The sequence below is a fragment of the Streptomyces coelicoflavus genome, assembly GCF_003112555.1.
GTDB classification, from domain to species: domain Bacteria; phylum Actinomycetota; class Actinomycetes; order Streptomycetales; family Streptomycetaceae; genus Streptomyces; species Streptomyces coelicoflavus.
In genome coordinates this window covers 184,828-199,952 of the sequence record NZ_BEWB01000013.1, presented here as the reverse complement: position 1 = coordinate 199,952, position 15,125 = coordinate 184,828, and the positions used below count along the sequence as shown (strand labels likewise).

Here is a 15,125-nt window from a genome sequence, read left to right as displayed (position 1 = left end):
TGGTCAGTGCCGCAGGACGCCTGTAGAACTCTCCCCAAGGGCCACGCGGGCCCGAAACGGGCAACCACACGGCGACGAGGCGGTGAGGCAGGTGTTCCGCATGAGCACGGGGACAAGGACGACGGAAGAACGCCGGCACGAGATCGTGCGGGTCGCCCGCGCCACCGGCTCGGTCGACGTCACCGCACTCGCCGCCGAACTGGGCGTCGCCAAGGAGACCGTACGACGGGACCTGCGCGCCCTGGAGGACCACGGCCTGGTCCGCCGCACCCACGGCGGCGCCTATCCGGTGGAGAGCGCCGGCTTCGAGACCACGCTCGCCTTCCGTGCCACCAGCCACGTGCCCGAGAAGCGCCGGATCGCCTCCGCCGCCGCGGAACTGCTCGGCGACGCGGAGACGGTCTTCATCGACGAGGGCTTCACCCCCCAGCTCATCGCCGAGGCCCTGCCCCGCGACCGGCCGCTGACCGTGGTCACCGCGTCCCTGCCGGTGGCCGGCGCGCTGGCCGAGGCGGGCGACACCTCCGTCCTGCTGCTCGGCGGCCGGGTCCGCTCGGGCACCCTGGCCACCGTCGACCACTGGACGACGAAGATGCTGGCCGGCTTCGTCGTCGACCTGGCGTACATCGGCGCCAACGGCATCTCCCGCGAGCACGGTCTCACCACCCCCGACCCCGCCGTCAGCGAGGTCAAGGCGCAGGCCGTCCGGGCGGCCCGCCGCACGGTGTTCGCCGGCGCGCACACCAAGTTCGGGGCGGTGAGCTTCTGCCGGTTCGCGGAGGTCGGCACCCTGGAGGCCATCGTCACCAGCACGCTGCTGCCCACGGCCGAGGCCCACCGCTACTCCCTGCTCGGGCCGCAGGTCATCCGCGTCTGACCACCGGTCGCACCCGCTCCCCGCACCGCACCCCCGCCCACACCCCCTCCCCGTCGGACACTTCCACACCCAACCATGCCCCATACCTCCCCATATGTTCAGGAGCGATCCATGCCAACCCAGAGCCGACGGAGGCCACGAGTCACACTCGCCATGGCCGCCGCAGGGACGCTGCTCGCCCCGCTGCTCACCGGCTGCTGGGTCGGGGCGGGCGGCGCCGGATCCGGCGGCAACGCCATCAACGTCCTGATGGTGAACAACCCGCAGATGGTCGAGTTGCAGAAGCTCACCGCGGACCACTTCACGAAGGACACCGGCATCAAGGTGAACTTCACCGTCCTGCCGGAGAACGACGTCCGCGACAAGATCAGCCAGGACTTCGCCAACCAGGCCGGCCAGTACGACGTCGCCACCCTCTCCAACTACGAGATACCGATCTACGCCCGCAACGACTGGCTGCACGAGATGAACACCTACGTCGCGAAGGATCCGGGCTACGACGAGGAGGACATCCTCGGTCCGATGCGCGAGTCCCTGACCGGCGACGACGGCAAGCTCTACGGGCAGCCCTTCTACGGCGAGTCGTCCTTCCTGATGTACCGCAAGGACCTGTTCGCCGAGGCGGGTCTGAAGATGCCCGAGCATCCCACCTGGACCCAGGTGGCCGGCTTCGCCGAGAAACTCGACGGGGCCGAGCCCGGCATGAAGGGCATCTGCCTGCGCGGACTGCCCGGCTGGGGCGAGATCATGGCGCCCCTGACGACGGTCGTGAACACCTTCGGCGGCACCTGGTTCGACCAGGACTGGCAGGCCCGGCTCGACTCCCCCGAGTGGGAGAAGGCCACCAAGTTCTACGTCGACCTCGTCCGCGAGCACGGCGAGTCCGGCGCCGCCCAGTCCGGCTTCGCCGAGTGCCTGAACAACATGACGCAGGGCAAGGTCGCCATGTGGTACGACGCCACCTCCGCGGCCGGCTCCCTGGACGCCGCCGACTCCCCGGTCAAGGGAAAGATCGGCTACGCGCCGGCGCCGGTGGAGAAGACGGACTCCGCCGGCTGGCTCTACACCTGGGCCTGGGGCATCCAGAAGGCGTCCCGCAACGCCGACAAGGCCTGGAAGTTCGTCTCCTGGGCGTCCAGCAAGGAGTACGAGCAGCTGGTCGGCGACGAGATCGGCTGGTCCAACGTCCCGGCCGGCAAGCGCGCCTCGACGTACGAGAACCCGGCCTACGTCAAGGAGGCCGCCGCCTTCCAGGAGATGACCAGGAAGGCCATCGAGGGGGCCAAGCCCAAGGACCCCGGCCTGCAACCCCGCCCGGCACCCGGCATCCAGTTCGTCGGCATCCCCGAGTTCACCGACCTCGGCACCAAGGTCTCCCAGGAGATCAGCGCGGCCATCGCCGGACGCCAGTCCGTCGAGGAGGCCCTGAAGAAGTCCCAGCAGCTCGCCGAGCAGATCTCCGAGGAGTACGAGGGACGATGACCGCCACGACCACGGCCCCCTCGGCCGCACCCGAACACACACGCCCCACCGTCCGCCCGCCGTCCGGCCGGCTGCGCGCCTGGGCCACCCGGGCCCCCCTCCTCCCCGCCCTGATCTTCATGATCGTGGTCACCCAACTGCCCTTCGTGGCAACCCTGGTGATCTCCTTCTTCGACTGGAACGCCCTCTACCCGGACGCCCGCAGCTTCACCGGCTTCGCCAACTACGGCGACGTCCTCGGCGACCCCGCCCTGCGCAAGTCGGTGTGGACGACGATCCTGCTGACCGTGGCCGTCGTCCTGGCCAGCCTGGTCCTCGGCCTGGCCCTCGCCCTGCTCCTGGACCGGAAGTTCAAGGGCCGCGGCGTGGTCCGCACTCTCCTGATCGCCCCGTTCCTCGTGGTCCCGGTGGCGGCGGCGCTGCTCTGGAAGCACGTCCTGTACAACCCCGAGTACGGCCTGCTCAACGGCCTGTTGCACTACGTCGGCGGACCGCAGCCGGACTGGATCTCCAACACCCCGCTGCTCGCGGTCGAGGCCTCACTGGTGTGGCAGTGGACGCCGTTCATGATGCTCATCCTGCTGGCCGGACTGCAGAGCCGGGACCAGCAGCAGATCGAGGCCGCCCGGGTGGACGGCGCGGGCGACTGGCAGATCTTCGTCCACCTCACCCTGCCCCACCTGCGCCGCTACCTCGAACTCGGCGCCCTGCTCGGCTCGATCTACATCGTCCAGAACTTCGACGCCGTCTTCACCATCACCTCCGGCGGCCTGGGCACCGCCAACCTGCCCTACACCGTCTACCAGAGCTTCTACCAGGCCCACGAGAACGGCCTCGCCTCGGCCGCGGGCGTCCTGGTCGTCATCGGCTCGATCATCATCGCGACCTTCGCGCTGCGCGTGGTGTCGTCCCTGTTCCGCGAGGAGGTCGGCCGCGCATGAGCGCCACCGCCGTACGCCCCGTCGTCACCGACGCCAAGCCCGCACCCGCCCGCCGCAGGGCCGGCGCCGGCCTGGGCCTGGTGGCCTGGCTGGTGGGCATCGTCTTCTTCCTGCCCATCGCCTGGATGGCGCTGACCTCCTTCCACTCGGAGGCGGACGCCGCCACCAACCCGCCGTCCTTCGCCGCCTCCCTCACCCTGGACGGCTACCGCGAGTTCTTCGGCGCGGGCGGCGGTGCCAGTCCCTGGCCGGCGCTGATCAACTCGGCGGTGGCGTCGATCGCCTCGACCCTCTTCGTGCTGGTCCTGGCCCTCCCCGCCGCCTACGCCCTGTCCATCCGCCCGGTGAAGAAGTGGACGGACGTCCTGTTCTTCTTCCTCTCCACCAAGATGCTGCCGGTGGTGGCGGGCCTGCTGCCGATCTACCTCTTCGCCAAGAACACCGACATGCTGGACAACATCTGGCTGCTGGTCATCCTCTACACGTCGATGAACCTGCCGATCGCGGTCTGGATGATGCAGTCCTTCCTGGCCGAGGTCCCGGTCGCGATCATCGAGGCGGCCCGGGTGGACGGCGCGAAACTGCCCACGATCCTGGTCCGGGTCGTGGCCCCCATCGCCCTCCCGGGCATCGCCGCCACGTCCCTGATCTGCTTCATCTTCAGCTGGAACGAACTGCTCTTCGCCCGGGTGCTGACGGGCGTGGTCGCCGAGACCGCCCCCGTCTTCCTGACCGGCTTCATCACCAGCCAGGGCCTCTTCCTGGCCAAGGTGTGCGCCGCGTCGCTCGTCATCTCCCTGCCGGTGCTCGCCGCGGGGTTCGCCGCCCAGGACAAACTGGTCCAGGGCCTGTCGTTGGGAGCCGTGAAATGAAGGCCGCCGTCATCGAGTCCGTGGGCCGCGCCGTCGTCACCGAGGTCCCCGACCCGACGCCAGGACCCCGCGAGGTCGTCGTCGAGGTCGCCGCCTGCGGCCTGTGCGGCACCGACCTGCACATCCTCCAGGGCGAGTTCGCGCCCAAGCTCCCGATCGTGCCGGGCCACGAGTTCGCGGGCGCCGTGGTCGGCGTCGGCGCCCAGGTCACGGAGGTGGCCGTCGGCGACCAGGTCGCGGTGGACCCCTCCCTCTACTGCTACGAGTGCCGCTACTGCCGTACCGGCCACAACAACCTCTGCGAACGCTGGGCGGCCATCGGCGTGACGACGGCGGGCGGCGCGGCCCAGTACGCGGTGGCGCCGGTCGCGAACTGCGTGAAGCTCCCCGAGCACGTCCGCACCCAGGACGCGGCCCTGATCGAGCCGCTCTCCTGCGCCGTCCGCGGCTACGACGTCCTCCAGTCCCGCCTCGGCGCCCACGTCCTGATCTACGGCTCCGGCACGATGGGCCTGATGATGCTGGAGCTGGCCAAGCGGACCGGCGCGGCCAGCGTCGACATGGTCGACCTCAACCCGGCCCGCCTGGAGACGGCCCGCGGGCTCGGCGTCTCGGCCTCGGCCGCGACCCCGGACGAGCTGGACCGCCCCCAGGGCTGGGACCTGGTCATCGATGCCACCGGCAACGCGGCGGCGATCCAGGACGGCCTGGACCGGGTCGCCAAGGCCGGCACGTTCCTCCAGTTCGGCGTCGCCGACTACGCGACGCGCGTCCAGATCGACCCGTACCGCATCTACAACCAGGAGATCACCATCACCGGCTCGATGGCGGTCCTGCACAGCTACGAGCGCGCGGCGGAGCTGTTCGCGAACGGCGTCCTGGACCCGGACGTCTTCATCAGCGACCGCATCGAACTGGACCGCTACCCGCAGGCCCTGGAGCAGTTCGCGGCGGGCGTGGGCCGCAAGATCGTGGTCGTGCCGTGATTCCCTAGCCCGTCCGGCGTTTGAGGACGAGGCCGTTCAGGCCGAAAGGCGGGGTCTGGGGGCGCAGCCCCCAGGGACGGGAACGGGAAGGGGCGGCGGGGCGAAACCCACTGGGCTGACCCCACCGCCGCCTTCTACCATCCCGCCATGCCCAAACCGAACGGCTTCGCCTACACCGCCACCGCATCCGGCACCGTCCACATCACCCACCACAACCGCCCCGCCACCACCCTCAACGGCTCCCGAGCCGCCCGCTTCCTCGAAGAGGTCACGTCCGGCGACCCCCAGCTGGTCATGGCCCGCTGGACCGGCAACTACAAGCACGGCAACGAACGCACGGCCCGCAACCACCCCCGAAACCGCCGCTGACCCGGCGCTGACCCGGCGCTCGGGGCCGCGAACCCGATTGGCCCCCGGGTAAGGGAACGGTAAAACGCCCTCGCTCGTTCACCCGGCATGACAGCTATGACCCCCGGCTCGAACATCCCCCTCTCCGCCGCCCGCGTGACGGTGGACGTCGCCGCGCCCGTGCGGCTCGACGTATCGGGCCTGCTGCTCACCGCCGACGGCAAGGTGCGCTCCGACGACGACTTCATCTTCTACAACCAGCCCACCGGCCAGGGCGTGACCTACCGCTCCGGCGGCGGCACGGCCCCGGACGCGATCGTGGTGGACACCTCCGCCGTCCCGCCGGGCATCGAGAAGATCGTCGTCACCGCCAGCCCAGACGCCGCCGGCCAGACCTTCCAGGGCATCGAGCCCACCGCCACCATCCGCAACGGGGACGACAACTCCGTACTGGCCACCTTCACGCCCCCGCAGCTCGGCACCGAGACCGCCCTGGTGATCGTCGAGGTCTACCTGCGCAACGGCGCCTGGAAGGCCCGCGCGGTCGGCCAGGGCTACGCCAACGGCCTGGCCGGCATCGCGACGGACTTCGGCGTCACGGTGGAGGAGCCCGCGCCGGCCGCTCCCCCGGCGCAGCCGGCGGCCCCGCAGCGGTCCCACGCGGCCACACCCCCGCCGCCGCCCGCCGCCGCGCCCACGATGCCCGCCGCTCCGCCCGCCCCGCCCGCCGCTCCGCCGGCCCCCGCCCCGGGCAGCGGCAAGATCAACCTCGACAAGGGCCGGGTCAGCCTCCAGAAGAACCAGACCGTCTCCCTGGTCAAGGGCGGCCGGCCGGTGCTCTCGCAGGTGAAGATGGGCCTCGGCTGGGAGCCGGCGTACCGCGGCAAGGACATCGACCTGGACGCGTCCGTCATCGCCTACGGTCCGCAGCGCAACCACATCGACAGCTGCTACTTCGGCAAGCTCTCGATCGTCAACGGCGCCATCAAGCACTCCGGCGACAACCTGACCGGTGAGGGCGGTGGCGACGACGAGGTGATCGTCGTGGACCTCGGCCGGCTCCCGCAGGAGGTGTCCGGCCTGGTCTTCACGGTGAACTCGTTCTCCGGCCAGAAGTTCACCGAGGTCGCCAAGGCCTACTGCCGCCTCATCGACGCCGCGAGCGGCGAGGAGCTGGTCCGCTTCGACCTCACCAGCGCCGAGCCGCAGACCGGCGTGATGATGGCGAAGCTGATCCGCCAGTACTCGGGCGAGTGGGAGATGACCGCCATGGGCGACTTCGTCAAGTCCCGCACGGTCCGCGGCATGGTGAAGCCGGCCGCGCAGGCGCTGTAGCCGACCGGGACGCACGGGGCGCCCGGCGGCGGGCGCCCCTAGACCCGCCCCAGTCCCTCCATGAGCAGCGACAGATACCGCCGCACGGCGGCCCCGTCCACCTCGTCGGCCGCCTCCGCCGCCGTCACCAGGCCGTGCAGCAGCCGCAGCACCTCGACCGGCTCGACGTCCGGCCGCAGCGCACCGGCTTGCTGCGCGGCCCGCACCAGCCGGGTCGCCGCGCCGCGCACGCAGTCGCCGCACGCGGGTCCGCCGCCGGTGACGGCCGTACCGAGCAGCGCCTTCAGCCCGCGCACCTGGAGCATCCCGACGGCCAGCTCGTCGAGCCACGCCACCAGCGCCGCACCCGGCGTCCGGGCGGCGGCGATCACGTCGGCGCGGGCCGCGATCGCTTCGAGGCGCTCCAGGTAGGCGGCCTCCAGCAGCGCCTGCCGCGTCGGGAAGTGCCGGTACAGCGTGCCGACCCCCACCCCGGCACGCCGGGCGATGTCGTCCAGGGAGGCACCCTCACCGTGCTCGGCGAACGCCTCCGCCGCGACCGCCAGCAACCGCTCACGATTACGCCGCGCATCCGCCCGCATGGGCCTGACCTGCGCCATCCCGGGCCTTTCTGCACACAGGGGTCCGTCGCCGCACCCTACCGCGCGAGGGCGCTCCCCTTCGAGACCGGCCGGGCGTGACCGCCGCGGTCAGAACAGCGCGCTGTAGGCGTTCAGCGCGGGCTGTCCGCCGAGGTGGGCGTAGAGCACGGTGGCGTCGGCGCCGATCTCGCGCCGGGTGACCAGGTCGACCAGTCCGGCCATCGACTTTCCCTCGTAGACCGGGTCGGTGACCATGCCCTCGGTCCGGGCGGCGAGCCGCATCGCCGCGAGGGTGGCGTCGTCGGGAATGCCGTACGTGCCCGCGTGGTACCGCTCGTCGAGTTCGACGTCCGCCTCCGTGAGTGCGCCGCTCACGCCGATGAGCCGCCCCGTGCGGTCGGCGATCCGGGCGATCTGCTCGCGGGTGCGGGCGGGGTCCGCGGACGCGTCGATGCCGACGACGCGCCGGGGCCGCCCGCCCGCCTCCTCCAGGGCGCGGAAGCCGGCCACCATGCCGGCCTGGGTGGACCCGGTCACCGAGCAGACCACGACGGTGTCGAAGAAGACGCCCAGTTCCCTCTCCTGCTCGGCGACCTCGTACGCCCAGCCGGCGAAGCCGAGTCCGCCGAGCGGATGGTCGGAGGCGCCGGCGGGGATGGCGTAGGGCTTGCCTCCCGCGTCCTCGACCTCCTTGAGGGCCTGTTCCCAGCTCTCCTTGAAGCCGATCCCGAACCCGGCCCTCACCAGCCGCACGTCGGCCCCGGCGAGCCGGGAGACCAGGATGTTGCCGACCTTGTCGTACACGGCGTCGGGCCAGTCCACCCAGCTCTCCTGCACCAGCACGCAGCGCAGGCCCGCGCGGGCGGCGACGGCCGCGACCTGGCGGGTGTGGTTGGACTGCACGCCGCCGATGGAGACGAGGGTGTCGCAGCCCTGGGCGAGCGCGTCGGCGACCAGGTACTCCAGCTTGCGGGTCTTGTTGCCCCCGTAGGCGATGCCCGAGTTGAGGTCCTCCCGCTTGGCCCAGAGCGAGGCCCCGCCGAGCTGCCCGGTGAGGCGTTCCAAGGGGTGCACGGGCGACGGACCGAGGAGCAGCGGGTAACGCTCGTACGCGGAGAGGGACATGGGTACTCCCGGTTCAGTCGGTGTCGGCGAGTTCTTCGAGGCCGCGCCAGATGTCCGCCGTCACCCGCAGCGCCGTCCCGGTGTCCCGGGCCGCGCAGGCCTCGATGAGCTGTTCGTGCAGCCCGGCCGACCGGCAGGTGCCGGCCTCGCCGAAGCGGCGGCGCTCCAGCCGGCGGATGAGTGGGGTGTAGCGGGCGACGGTGGCGGCCGCGGCCCGGTTCGCGGCGGTGCGGACGAGGACGTGGTGCAGGTCGTCGTCGGCGCGCAGCGCGCCGTCGACGTCACCCGCGCGGACGGCTGCCGCGAACCGGGCGTTGGCTTCGCGCATGGCGTCGAGGTCGGTCTCGCGGAGCCGGGGGACGGCGACCCGCGTGACCAGTTCGTGCATGGCCGCGACGACCGCGGCGGCGTCGCGCACGTCGGCCGCGACGACCGGGGTGACCCTGGTGTAGCTCTGCGGCTTGCTCTCCAGCAGCCCTTCGTCCACCAGCCGGGAGAACGCCTCGCGCACGGGGGCGCGGGACAGGCCGAGCCGCTCGGCCAGGTCGGCATCGCGCACGACCGCGCCCGGTTCGATCTCCCCGGCGACGATGGCGTCCCGGATGGCTTCGTAGGCGCGGTCCCTCAGCAGGGTCCGGGAGACGGGTCGGATGGTCACGACTGAAATGTTAGATGTCAGGAGGGTCGCCCGACAAGAGTGCGGCCCGGCCCCGCGATCAGGTGCGGGGCCGGGCCGGATCTCGGACGGCGGTCGGCTCAGGCCGCCCAGGGCCAGTCGGCGTCCCGGCCGGCCTCGAGCAGCGGAACCATCCGGAACGCGGCGTCGGAGAGCCCGCCGAAGGTGTGCCGGTTCGCCCGCCCGGACGGGCCGTGGCCCGCCCGGTACCCGGCGAGGTTCCAGGTGTAGACCGGCACGTGCGCCGGGATCTGCTCGGTCGGGTCGCCGTGCCGGTTGTACGTGTACTGCTCGTCGGTGATGATCAGCACCCGGTCGTGCTTCTTGTAGTGGCGCCGTACCGCCTCGGTGGTGTCGGTGCCGCCGAGGTTGCGGAACCGGTCCAGGATCTTCAGCACCGACTCGCCCTTGCGGTACGCCACGCGGTCGCTCGACGAACCGAACTCGACCAGGTCCGCGTCGGCCGCCCGCAGCGCCAGCGCCGTGCCGAAGACCGCCGCCGCGTCGGCCCGGGTCAGCTCGGAGCGGTCCGACATCCGCGAGTAGAACATCGAGCCCGACCGGTCCACGAGGACGAGCGTCCGGCCGCCCAGCGCGGGCACGTTGGCCAGCGAGTGGCCGAGCGCCTGCTCCAGGGGGTACGACCAGCGCAGCGACGGCGCGTGCCGGTACGCGGCGAGGTAGCGGAAGGGGAACTGCCGCGAGCGCGCCACCTCGGCCGGGTCGCTGATCCTCGCCGCCACCCGGGCGGCGACCTCGTCCGAGACACCGGCCTCGTCGAAGTTCCGCAGGTTGCGCACGAGCGCCATGACGCCCATGGACGGAATCACCGCTTCCCAGGCGGCCTTGTCCATCGGCCCCTGGAGCCAGCCGGCCAGCATCTCCCACGTGATGCCCGCCGCCGCGAGCCGCTCGGCACCGTCGGGTGCCGTGACCACCGCTCGCCGCTCGGGGACGGGCAGCGCCATCAGCTCGCGGTGCGCGGTCAGGACGCGGTTCGAGGCGGGCGGCACCGCGGTGTCCGGGTTGTGCCGGCGGTCGAGGGCGTACTGGAACAGCTCGCCCTGCCACGGCTTGTCCGGGTCGGGCGCCGCGTGGACGAGGTTGAGGATGTCGCCGAAGCGGTACCCCTTGGACGCGGTGTCGTACTTCAGCAGCGACGTGCCGTGGTAGAGCCGCCGCACGGCGTCGGCGATCCCCCGCTTGACCGGCTTGGGCACGGCGCGGCCGTAGGTCGCGGTCCAGTAGGCGAGCAGCTCGCCGGGCTCGTCGGGCCGCCGCAGGACGGAGGCGACGACCTGCCGGTTCGCCGGTCCGTCGGTGACTCCGGAGTCGAGCCGCGCCTTGACGTACTCGGCGGCACCGACGATCGAGGCGGTGCGCAGGTTGCCCTCGCCGCGCAGCCAGCCCAGCAGGCCGGCCGTCCAGGACGGGTCGAAGAGGGCGAGTTCGCGCACCAGCGTGGCGAAGCGGTCGTCGCGGGCGGCGCCGCTCTCGTAGTAGGTCTGCTGGGACACGAAGTTGGCCACCGACAGCAGAAAGAGCTCGGAGCGCGCGTCGCGCTCGGCACCCCGGCCGCCCTCGTAGGTGCGCAGCACGCGGCCCGTCGAGGTCACGCGCGAGGTGGGCTGCGCCTTCGCGGCCTTGGTGTTGAATCGCGCCATGGTGAATTCCCCCGAATTCTCGAAAGCTCGAAATCTCGAACATTTTCGGAGGGAGACACGGCAGCGGAAGGGTGCCCGAGGTCGGAATCGGCGACGGGACTGTGCGGATGCTCTGCCGAATTGAGCTACACCGACTCGAAGTCGATGACGGGATTCGAACCCGCAACCGTCCGATCAAAGGAAGTATCCGCTGCCTGCGCACCGGGCACCCTTCGACTGCTGGGCCTCCCGAGATCAAGTGGGCAGCGGCATGGGATTCTTTTTGCAGAAGAAGTAGCCGCGGCCCGCGCACCGGGAGGTGCGTGAAGTTGTAGGTGTCCAGAGTTCAGGTCGGCGGAACCGACAAGGTGCTCTAACCCCTGAGCTACACCGGCGTGTTGTGCCGGTGACGGGACTCGAACCCGTGGCCGCCCCATTATGAGTGGAAGTAGGTCCTGCCTTCGCACCTGGACGTTCATCACTCTAAAAGGGCGGCCGTCGGTCGTGCGACCGATTTAATTACCGGCGCTTCTGGCGCTTCCAGGGCCCGGTGATGGCGAGCATGATGCCCGGCGTCTGGATGTTGGCGTAGAGGGTCCGGCCGTCGGGCGAGAAGGTGACGCCGGTGAACTCGCTGTACTCGGGGTCGTCCTCGGTGCCGAGGTTCAGCTCGTTGCGGGCGATCGGGTAGGTGCGGCCGCTGTCGGTGGCGCCGAACAGGTGCTGGACGCCGTCGCCGTCCTCGGCGATGACCAGGCCGCCGTACGGGGAGACGGTGATGTTGTCGGGGCCGTCGAAGGCGCCGTCGGCGGACGGGTCGGCGTTGACGCCGAGCAGGACCTTCAGCGTGAGGGTGCGGCGCTTGGGGTCGTAGAACCAGACCTGGCCGTCGTGCGGGCGGCCGGGGCTCTCGTCACGGGCGAAGGAGGAGACGATGTAGGCGCCGCCGTCGGCCCACCACATGCCCTCCAGCTTGCGCGCGCGGGTGACCTCGCCGGCGGCGAACTGCTTGCGCACGGAGGTGGTCTTCGCGTCGCGGTCGGGGACGTCGACCCAGTCGACGCCGTAGACGGTGCCGGTCTTCGTGGCGCGGGAGAGGTCGTCGACGAACTTGCCGCCGGAGTCGAAGCACTTGAAGGCCTGGAGGACCCCGGCGTCGTCGGCGAGGGTGCGCAGCCGGCCGCGGCCGTGCCGGAAGTGCTCCGGCGGGGCCCAGCGGTAGAACAGGCCGTTGGGTCCCGAGGCGTCCTCGGTGAGGTAGGCGTGGCCGCGTTTGGGGTCGATGACGACGGCCTCGTGGGCGTAGCGGCCGAGCGCCTTGACCGGCCTGGGGTCGCGGTTGGCGCGGTGGTCCTCGGGGTCGACCTCGAAGACGTAGCCGTGGTCCTTGGTCATCCCCTCCTCGCCGGCCTTGTCCTCGGTCTCCTCGCAAGTCAGCCAGGTGCCCCACGGGGTGCTGCCGCCGGCGCAGTTGGTGGCGGTACCGGCGATGCCGACCCACTCGGCGACGTGGCCGCCGCGGCGGACCTCGACGACGGTGCAGCCGCCGGCGGCCGCCGGGTCGTAGACGAGGCCCTCGGTGAGCGGGACGGGGTGCGGCCATTCGTCGCGGTGGCCGCCGAGTTCGTGGTTGTTGACGAGGAGGGTGGTGCCGCGCGGGCCGTCGAAGGCGGCGGTGCCGTCGTGGTTGGACGGGGTGTACTCGCCGGACTCCAGCTTGGTCCGGCCGGAGTAGGTGATGATCTCGTACCGGAAGCGGGCGGGCAGGGCGAGGATGCCGTCCGGGTCGGGGATCAGCGGTCCGTAGCCGACCCCGCCGTGGTGGTGACCGTGGTCGTGGTCGTGGTCGTGGCCGCGTCCGTGCTCCTCCCCCGCGCTGTCGGTGTCCGTGGACGCGAGGGCGTTCGGGGCGGTGGCGAGGGCGCCGACGCTGCCCGCCAGCACGACCCCGGCGCCGGTGAGCGCGGAGCGGCCGGCAAAGTCCCTGCGGGTGAGCGACATGGTGTCTCCTGTGACGGTGGGGCTGGTCGTGGAGGGTGGCGGACCTCGGTCAGGCGTCACGGTCGCGCCCGTGCCTGAACGGGAGTCCCGCGGGTTCCTGAACGGCAGTTGAACTGGCGAAGACGCCTCCCGCCCGCGGTCCGGGCAGGGCCGGCCTGCTCCCCGTCCGCGGCCCGACCGGTTCTCGGGCGCGGCGGCCCGACCGGATCTCGGGCGCGGCGGCCCGACCGGATCTCGGGCGCGGCGGCCCGACCGGATCTCGGGCGCGGCGGCCCGACCGGGTCTCGGGCGCGGGCCGGCCCGGCTTTTGGCCGCGGGCCGGGCGACTCTTGGCCGTGGCGGGCCGGTCGCGCTCCCCCGCCCGGGACGGGCCTTACTCCCCTCCCCCCCCCGCAGGCAGGCATCGCGCCCGCGCCCCGGCGCGGGGTTCCACTGCACCCCTCCGGTCTCGGGTCACCCCGCCGCTCCGGGCCGCGGCCCGGCCGTCCCCGCCCGGTTGTCCCCACCCGGCCGGGCATCCCGAGCGGCAGGCCGCCCGCCGACCCCGACCCCCGACCGCCCGGACCCGACTCGCCCCACCTCCATCGGCGGGCCCGGCAGGGCGCCCCGCACCGCCTCGCACCGCTCCGCGCGCGTCAGCCGCCCTGCTGCGAGCGAGCTTTGAAGGCCGCCTTGCGGGCCTCCTTGGCGATCTTCTTGTCGGGGTGCAGCCGCCCCATCGCCTCCAGGACGTCGGGCGTGGCCGGGTGTTCGACCCGCCAGGCCGTGTCGAAGAAGCCGCTGTGCTGCTGGGCCAGGCCCTCCACGAGGGCGCGCAGCTCCTCGGAGTTGCCCTCGGCGGCGAGCTGGGCGGCGACCGTGTCGATGGTCAGCCAGAAGACCATCTCCTGCGGCGGCGCCGGCACGTCCCGGGCACCGTGCTCGGTGAGCCACACCCGGGCCAGGCCGCCCAGCTCGGCGTCGTCGAGGACCTCCCGCAGCGCGGGTTCGGCCTCCGCGCCGACGAGGGAGAGCGCCTGCTGGCAGCGGAGCCGGCGCAGGGGCGCGCCGGCGTCGGAGCCACGGGCCGCCACCAGCAGTTCGCGGGCGGCGTCGAGCGGGCCGCGTCCGGCCAGCCACAGCTCGGTCTCGGCGTGCGCGGCGGCCGGCGGGAAGGGGGCGGTGCCGTCGAGCAGCACGTCGGCGCCCTTGTCGGCGAGGTCGCCCACGGCGGGGGCCTCGAAGCCGGCGTCCAGGAGCCGGGCGCGCAGTCCGTACAGCCCGAGCGGGGTGAGCCGCACCATGCCGTAACGGGAGACGTCGGCCTCGTCGACGGGGGCGGCGGGCTCCTCGTCGGCGTCGGCCATGAGCGCCTCGTCGACCGGCTGGTACTCGACGAGGCCGATCGGCTCGAGCAGCCGGAACTGGTCGTCCAGGCGCATCATCGCGTCCGACACCTGCTCCAGGACCTCGTTGCTGGGCTCGCCCATGTCGCTGGGCACGATCACGGAGGCGGCCAGCGCGGGCAGCGGTACCGGGGCGTCGCCCGGGCCCTCCTCGCCGACGGTGAGCAGGTAGAGGTTGCCCAGCACGCCGTCGAGGAACTCGGACTCGGCGTCGGGGTCCCAGTCGAGGGAGGAGAGGTCGACCTCGCCGCCCTCGGCCATCGCGTCGACCAGGTCGTCGAGGTCGGGGACGCTCGCGTCGGCGAGGACCGCCTCCAGGGCGGTGAGCCAGACGCCGAGCACGTCCTGGGGGGAGCCGGTGAGCAGGGCGAGGTCCTCGCCCGGGGCCACGGTGCCCGCCTCCTCGTCGGTGATGTCGACGAGCCCGGTGTCCACGGCGATCCGCCAGGCCTCGCTCGCGTACGCGGCGGCGTCGTCCCCGCTCAGCCCTAGCTGCTCGGCCGCGGCGGGCAGCTGCTCCTCGACGAGTCCGCCCCCGGCGTCGACGCGGGTGCCCGGGCCGGCCCAGCGGGCCAGCCGCGCGGCGCGTGCCAGCACCGGCACGGACAGCGCGGCGCTGGCCAGCTCCGCTTCGGGGCGCAGCCGTGCGGGCGGCAGGGTGGAGCTGTCTGACATCGGAAGTTTCTCCTCGCGCGCCTCTTGACCGCCGTACGGCCGCGTTGGGACCGCGTACGGCTCAACGGCTCAGCCTAGACGGGTTTCGCCCCATGCCGCCCGGTTCATCTCCCCGTCGGGTGGTGTACATGGCCGAAACCTTGACAACTGGCCGGACCAGGCAGGAGATTGACGCGCGTAGAGTCCCCGCGCCACGTC

13 protein-coding genes and 1 tRNA gene are annotated in these 15,125 nt (G+C 72.2%); 7 read left to right on the top strand and 7 right to left on the bottom strand.

Annotated features, from left to right (window positions below; all coding sequences use genetic code 11):
* The first annotated feature begins 100 nt into the window (after positions 1 to 100).
* The 7 genes from Sco07f_RS30045 (at position 101) to Sco07f_RS30010 (ending at position 6,841) form a co-directional block, all read left to right on the top strand.
* Complete coding sequence (locus Sco07f_RS30045) at positions 101 to 877, top strand: DeoR/GlpR family DNA-binding transcription regulator (RefSeq protein ID WP_054101615.1); 777 nt, start codon at positions 101 to 103, stop codon at positions 875 to 877.
* Between the two features lie 111 nt (positions 878 to 988).
* On the top strand, positions 989 to 2,359 hold the full coding sequence (locus Sco07f_RS30040; protein WP_007448215.1) for an ABC transporter substrate-binding protein: 1,371 nt from the start codon (positions 989 to 991) through the stop codon (positions 2,357 to 2,359).
* Positions 2,356 to 3,300: a carbohydrate ABC transporter permease gene (locus tag Sco07f_RS30035; RefSeq protein WP_042825917.1), complete on the top strand. Its 945-nt coding sequence runs from the start codon at positions 2,356 to 2,358 to the stop codon at positions 3,298 to 3,300. The genes Sco07f_RS30040 and Sco07f_RS30035 overlap by 4 nt, the downstream gene beginning before the upstream one ends.
* The gene (locus tag Sco07f_RS30030) at positions 3,297 to 4,172 is read left to right on the top strand and encodes a carbohydrate ABC transporter permease (protein WP_042825919.1); all 876 of its coding nucleotides are present in this window, start codon (positions 3,297 to 3,299) and stop codon (positions 4,170 to 4,172) included. Before Sco07f_RS30035 ends, Sco07f_RS30030 begins: the two co-directional genes overlap by 4 nt.
* Positions 4,169 to 5,158 (top strand): zinc-dependent alcohol dehydrogenase family protein, encoded by a 990-nt coding sequence (locus Sco07f_RS30025; protein ID WP_007448217.1) that lies wholly within the window; start codon positions 4,169 to 4,171, stop codon positions 5,156 to 5,158. The genes Sco07f_RS30030 and Sco07f_RS30025 overlap by 4 nt, the downstream gene beginning before the upstream one ends.
* Positions 5,159 to 5,305: 147 nt before the next feature.
* Positions 5,306 to 5,527, top strand: a complete 222-nt coding sequence (locus Sco07f_RS30015; RefSeq protein WP_054101616.1) for a hypothetical protein — start codon at positions 5,306 to 5,308, stop codon at positions 5,525 to 5,527.
* Between the two features lie 96 nt (positions 5,528 to 5,623).
* Positions 5,624 to 6,841 (top strand): TerD family protein, encoded by a 1,218-nt coding sequence (locus Sco07f_RS30010; RefSeq protein ID WP_108989672.1) that lies wholly within the window; start codon positions 5,624 to 5,626, stop codon positions 6,839 to 6,841.
* Between the two features lie 38 nt (positions 6,842 to 6,879).
* Here Sco07f_RS30010 and Sco07f_RS30005 read toward each other — a convergent pair whose 3' ends face one another.
* The 7 genes from Sco07f_RS30005 to Sco07f_RS29980 form a co-directional block, all read right to left on the bottom strand.
* Complete coding sequence (locus tag Sco07f_RS30005) at positions 6,880 to 7,440, bottom strand: TetR/AcrR family transcriptional regulator (protein WP_042825910.1); 561 nt, start codon at positions 7,438 to 7,440, stop codon at positions 6,880 to 6,882.
* Between the two features lie 90 nt (positions 7,441 to 7,530).
* Positions 7,531 to 8,547 (bottom strand): 1-aminocyclopropane-1-carboxylate deaminase, encoded by a 1,017-nt coding sequence (locus tag Sco07f_RS30000; protein WP_007448171.1) that lies wholly within the window; start codon positions 8,545 to 8,547, stop codon positions 7,531 to 7,533.
* A gap of 13 nt (positions 8,548 to 8,560) precedes the next feature.
* Complete coding sequence (locus Sco07f_RS29995; RefSeq protein ID WP_174855433.1) at positions 8,561 to 9,205, bottom strand: GntR family transcriptional regulator; 645 nt, start codon at positions 9,203 to 9,205, stop codon at positions 8,561 to 8,563.
* A gap of 98 nt (positions 9,206 to 9,303) precedes the next feature.
* On the bottom strand, positions 9,304 to 10,887 hold the full coding sequence (locus tag Sco07f_RS29990) for a TROVE domain-containing protein (protein WP_054101620.1): 1,584 nt from the start codon (positions 10,885 to 10,887) through the stop codon (positions 9,304 to 9,306).
* Between the two features lie 380 nt (positions 10,888 to 11,267).
* Positions 11,268 to 11,393, bottom strand: a tRNA-Ser gene (locus Sco07f_RS39850).
* Positions 11,386 to 12,867 carry a PhoX family protein gene (locus Sco07f_RS29985; RefSeq protein WP_108989671.1) on the bottom strand — a complete coding sequence of 494 codons (1,482 nt, stop codon included), beginning with the start codon at positions 12,865 to 12,867 and terminating at the stop codon, positions 11,386 to 11,388. Before Sco07f_RS29985 ends, Sco07f_RS39850 begins: the two co-directional genes overlap by 8 nt.
* A gap of 635 nt (positions 12,868 to 13,502) precedes the next feature.
* The gene (locus tag Sco07f_RS29980; protein WP_108989670.1) at positions 13,503 to 14,927 is read right to left on the bottom strand and encodes a hypothetical protein; all 1,425 of its coding nucleotides are present in this window, start codon (positions 14,925 to 14,927) and stop codon (positions 13,503 to 13,505) included.
* Positions 14,928 to 15,125 lie beyond the last annotated feature (198 nt).